This window comes from Flavonifractor hominis, from assembly GCF_040095835.1.
Lineage (GTDB): Bacteria > Bacillota > Clostridia > Oscillospirales > Oscillospiraceae > Flavonifractor > Flavonifractor hominis.
Window position 1 is genome coordinate 1 of sequence record NZ_JBBMFT010000030.1, and the last position, 2377, is coordinate 2377.

1 protein-coding gene is annotated in these 2377 nt (G+C 57.6%); it reads right to left on the reverse strand.

What is annotated here, in order from left to right:
* Positions 1-2377 (reverse strand): glycoside hydrolase family 3 C-terminal domain-containing protein (locus tag WMO45_RS13585; RefSeq protein WP_349141428.1); only part of this gene is annotated, 2377 nt, incomplete at both ends.

Genomic DNA, 2377 nt, shown 5'->3' on the forward strand with positions numbered 1-2377 from the left:
TGATGCTGTCCAGATCAAACCCCATCACATCAGAAGTAAGCTTAACGGTATTTTCCCCCGCCTGCAGCTGTACGTCGATGCTGTCATAGTTCCAGATATCCTTCACCTGGGCGCCGTTCTGGACATAGCAGGTGGGCTGGCCATAGATGATGCCGATCTTCTCGCCATTGACCTCGACGGTAGACTGGGCGTTGCCCGCATTGGGTTGGGAATACTTAAAGATCAGAGAGTATTTTCCTGCCTGATCGGCGTTTACGGTAAAGGTGCCGGTGCTGCCCTGCCCCTCAAAGGTCACATAGCCACTGCCGGTCCAGTTTTCGCCCTCAGTGCCCACAGAGGTACCGGAGTTCTCGCTCATGGATTCCTCCGCCTGTACCACCTGATAGCGCTCGTCAGGCTGGGTATTCTCCGTCAGCTCAAAAGCGACCTGGGTGATCACTTCGGAGGAGGAGCGGCAGAACTGGGCATTGAACGTGCCCGCCTCCGCCATCCAGGAGTGGACCTCGTCGTCCCAGTAGCTCAGATCAGACTTATCCAAGGTAAAGGAAACGGTCTTCGTTTCATCGGGCTGCAGCTCGATCTTCTCAAAGCCCTTCAGCTCACGCACGGGGCGGTCGATGGTGGACGCCTCGTCGTTGATGTAGAGCTGCACCACTTCCTTGCCTGCCACCGTACCGGTGTTCGTTACATCCACCGACACGGTCACGGTCCCCTCGGGGTCCATGGTGGGAGAGCTCACCTTGGCATTGCTGTACTCAAAAGTGGTGTAAGACAGGCCATAGCCAAAGGGATACAGAGCATCGGCCTTGTCGTCCAGGTTGTGCCAGCGATAGCCCACATACACGTCTTCGCTGTAGGTAATGTTCTGGTTGGCTGCGTCTTTGGTCTGATAGGCACAGGTGTCCTCATAATTCACCGGGATGCTGTGAGGAAGACGACCAGAGGGATTTACGTCGCCAAAGAGCAGGTTTGCCATGGCATTGCCCTGTTCCTGACCGGGATAGAAAGCCTGGAACAGCGCGGGGACATCGTCCACAAAGTCATCCAGCTCCACCACGGAACCAGTGACAATAACCACCGTGTTGGGGTTGGCCGCAGCCACTGCCTGGATGAGCTGCAGCTGATCGGCCGGGAAGTCCAGGTTGTCCCGGTCGAAGTTCTCAGTGTCCTGATTGGGGCTGCCGGCATAAGGCCAACCGTTGGTGAGACCGGCCACAATCACGGCCACATCCGACTGCTTGGCTGCCTCCACCGCTGCATCAATGCTGGCCTGCAGCTGCTCGGGGGAGTATTTTCCGGAATTGTTGGGGTTATAGTCATACTCGGACTCCGGAACGTTCAACGTCACGTCCGTTCCATCCAGTGCAGTCTGGATGCCCTGGAGATAGCTGATTTCATAGGGCGGGTTGGTGGCACCGCTGCCACCGTAGCCGGGCACATAGTAGCGGGTGGAGTGCATGCCCAGCACCGCGATGCTGTCTACGCTCTCCTTATCGATGGGCAGCACAGTCTTTCCGTCCACTGCCTCATTTTTCAGCAGGACGATGCCCTCTTCGCCCACCCGGCGCTCCACATCAGAGTGCTCCGGGGTGTTGATGGAACCCTCACCCTGCTCCACATCTCCCATTACGCCGGTACGGTACAGCAGACGAATGATGTTCTCCGACGCCTGACTGACCACCGACTCGGGCAGATTGCCTGCTTCCACCTCGGCGAGGATCTTGCTGTAGTGATACTCGCTGGTCGTGGAGCCAGGCATGGACAGGTCCAGACCAGCCTTGGCTGCAATGGTGGTGGTACGCGTCCGGCACCAGTCGGTGAGTGCTACGCCGGTAAAGCCCCAGTCATAACGCAGCAGATTGGTCAGCAGATACCGGTTATCACTGGTATAAGTACCATTGGTGCGGTTAGCGGCGGTCATCAGGCTCCATGCATCCGCCTCTTCCACCGCCGCCTCAAAAGCGGGCAGGTAGATCTCATGCATGGCCCGCTCGGTCACATTGGAGCTGTAGTTGTTACGGTTGCGCTCCTGGTTATTGGCCATAAAATGCTTGATATTGGCGGCCACATTCTGGGACTGAACTCCCTTGACATAGGGTACGGCGGTGCGTGCGGTGAGATAGGGGTCCTCGGAATAGTACTCAAAGGTACGACCACCGGCGAGATCCCGGTTGATGTTGAACGCAGGCGCCTCAAACAGCGCCACGTCCTTGGCCAGGCACTCCTCACCCATCACCACACCGGCCTCTTCCACCAGATCCTCATTCCAGGTGGCAGCCAGAATCAGACCGGACCCAAAGGAGGTATGGTTCCCGCCTACGCTGGAGGTAGCAGGCGTATTGGCAATACCCATGGGGCCGTTGCCCATGTTCAGGAA